Source organism: Streptomyces carpinensis, from assembly GCF_002154505.1.
Taxonomy (GTDB): domain Bacteria; phylum Actinomycetota; class Actinomycetes; order Streptomycetales; family Streptomycetaceae; genus Streptomyces; species Streptomyces carpinensis.
The window spans coordinates 1-2,347 of sequence record NZ_MUBM01000618.1 but is presented as its reverse complement, the minus strand read 5'-3'; the positions used below and the strand labels follow the sequence as shown (position 1 = coordinate 2,347).

General features: G+C 72.3%; 3 protein-coding genes. 2 read left to right on the top strand and 1 reads right to left on the bottom strand.

From position 1 onward, the window contains the following. Window positions 1-41: 41 nt before the first annotated feature. Window positions 42-623: a sigma-70 family RNA polymerase sigma factor gene (locus tag BZY54_RS47075; RefSeq protein ID WP_086731438.1), complete on the bottom strand. Its 582-nt coding sequence runs from the start codon at window positions 621-623 to the stop codon at window positions 42-44. Window positions 624-1,001: 378 nt separating this feature from the next. On the opposite strand from BZY54_RS47075, the gene BZY54_RS47070 reads away from it, so the two are divergent. Next, window positions 1,002-1,370 carry an STAS domain-containing protein gene (locus BZY54_RS47070; RefSeq protein ID WP_086731437.1) on the top strand — a complete coding sequence of 123 codons (369 nt, stop codon included), beginning with the start codon at window positions 1,002-1,004 and terminating at the stop codon, window positions 1,368-1,370. Window positions 1,371-1,471: 101 nt separating this feature from the next. After that, window positions 1,472-1,984 carry an EF-hand domain-containing protein gene (locus tag BZY54_RS47065; RefSeq protein ID WP_086731436.1) on the top strand — a complete coding sequence of 171 codons (513 nt, stop codon included), beginning with the start codon at window positions 1,472-1,474 and terminating at the stop codon, window positions 1,982-1,984. Window positions 1,985-2,347: the final 363 nt, after the last annotated feature.

The window sequence follows — 2,347 nt, the reverse complement described above, 5'->3', positions numbered from 1 at the left end:
CTCGAAGTGCCCGCCGCCTTCTTCGAACGGTCCCGCTCCGCTCATGCCGCACCCCCGTGTTCGGGCGGCATCCCGAGGACCGCGGCGTCGTGCGCGCTGGACAGGAGCTGGAGGCCGAGGCGGAGCCGACGGCGGGCCTCGTCCTCGGTGACGCCGAGGTGGACGGCGGTCTGCCGGTAGTCACGCCGCTGGAAGTAGGCCAGTTCCAGGGCGGCGCGCAGCGGGGCGGGCATGGAGTGGACGATGTAGTCGGCGCGGGCGGCCACGGAGGCGCGGCGCACCTTGCCCTCCAGTTCCTCCGCGGAGCCTTCGCCGCCGCGGGCGAGGGCGGCGGTCTCGGTGGTGCGCAGACGCTGCACGGCGAGGCGGTGGGTGAGCGCGGCCACCCAGGAGCGCAGCGGCCCCTGCCGGGGGTCGTAGGCGTCGGGGTGCTGCCAGACGTGGGCGAAGACCTCGCGGGTGATGCTGTCGGCGGCCTTCTCGTCGCCGAGCACGCGGTGCGCGAGGCCGTGCACGAGCGAGGCGAACCGGTCGTAGAGCTCACCCAGGGCGGCCGCCTCGCCGCGTGCGAGCCGCTGTTGCATTCCGCGGTCCCAGCGGGGCGGTGCGTCCGTGTTCGCCATGCGGCCCCCTTCATGCCCGGCTTGCTGCCTGCTGTCTCGCTGCCCTGCTTCTGTCCTGATCCGTCCCGGTCCAGCCTGTCTGTCTGGTCACATCGAATGTAGTCGGCACGTCCGACAGCGCACGCCCCTTTGTTGCATTGCGCGCCCCAGAGGAGCCGCAGGTGGTAAGGGCCGTACGAGGTGGCTTACCCCGTGCCTCCAGATCAAGTCTGATCGAACACGATTGAAGATGACTGAAACAAGACCCTCGATGAACGACCTCGGTTTGTCGTCCGGCGTTTGGGGGAACGGCCGCTGGGCAGCCGCGCGGAAACAAGCGTAGGAACTGCTTCCGTTTCCGGGCGGTTCCGGGGAAGTTCCGGCGAACGGAGGGCAGGCGTGGCGTTCAAGGTGACCGGCGACGAGCAGGGCGAGTGGAGTGTGATCCGGGTCGCGGGCGAACTGGATCTGGTGACCTCGCCGGTGATGCGCCAACGGGTCCACGACGTGGTGGCCGAGGGGCGGCACGACCTCGTGCTGGACCTCTCGGACGTCTTCTTCTGCGACTCCAGCGGCGTCGGCGTCCTCATCGCGGCCCGCCGCCTGATCCGCTCCTGCCGGGGCCGGCTGCGGCTGATCCTCCCAGCCGGCGGCGCCGTCGAGGGCTCTCACGTCAACCGGGTCCTCGGCGCCCTCGGCGTGCGCCGTCTCTTCGACGTCTACCCGGACCTCGCGGCGGCGGTGGACGAGGAACCCCTGTCCGCGTGAGGCGCGCAAGAACTCGTAGGTGGTGCAACCGTCGGTTTCCCGCCTTCGGCGTCGTACGCTCCCTGCCAGACGAAACCACACGTGAGGCAGCCGGAGAAGAGATGGTCAGCAGCGAGTACGAGCGCAGGATCGCGGCCCGGTTCGCCACCTTCGACCAGGACGGCAACGGCTGGATCGACCGCGAGGACTTCAGCGCGGCGGCCAAGTCGCTGCTCGCCGAGTTCGGCGCCACCGCCCGCTCGGACAAGGGCCAGGCCCTGTACGCCGGTGCGGAGGCGTTCTGGCAGGGCATGGCCGGGATCGCCGACCGCGACGGCGACCAGCGCATCACCCGGGAGGAGTTCGTGACCGGCGCGGTCAAGCGCCTGCGCGACAACCCCGAGCGCTTCGCCGAGATCGCCCGCCCCTTCCTGCACGCCGCCCTGGCCGTCGCGGACACCGACGGCGATGGGGCCGCCACCGTCGCCGACACCGTGCGCATGCTCAAGGTGCTCGGCGTACCGGACGACATCGCGAAGACCACCGCCGCCGCGCTCGACGCCGACTCCGACGGCAGGGTGGGAGAGCAGGACATCGTGCCCGCCTTCGCCCGCTACTTCACCGTGCCCGAATAGCCTCCGCCTCCCGGGTGCCTGCCTCCACGGCCCGAACACCCTCTGCCGGCCCGCCCGTCGCCGCGCCGTCCGTCGTCGCGCCGCTCATCGCCCGCGCCGCCGGACGACCAGGAGGCACGGCCGGTCGGGTGCGAACCGGCCGCGCAACACGCCCGGGCGCCCGAGCAGTTCGGGCGGCCGATCGGGGCCGTCCCGGCAGTGGCGGCACATCGGCACGGGCATCGTGGTCCGGGCCGGAACGGCCCGCGTCGCGGTGTGCGCGGCAGCCGCCACCGCCGACCCCATGGGCCTCGCGGCGGCCCGGCTGCTCGCCCACGAGACCGCCGTGCGCGGCGCCCGCACCCGCCCCCGACCAGTCTCTTA

Excerpts from the sequence above, each read along its gene's own strand:
- BZY54_RS47075 (WP_086731438.1), bottom strand. The coding sequence starts at position 623 with ATGGCGAACACGGACGCACCGCCCCGCTGGGACCGCGGAATGCAACAG.
- BZY54_RS47065 (WP_086731436.1), top strand. The coding sequence starts at position 1,472 with ATGGTCAGCAGCGAGTACGAGCGCAGGATCGCGGCCCGGTTCGCCACC.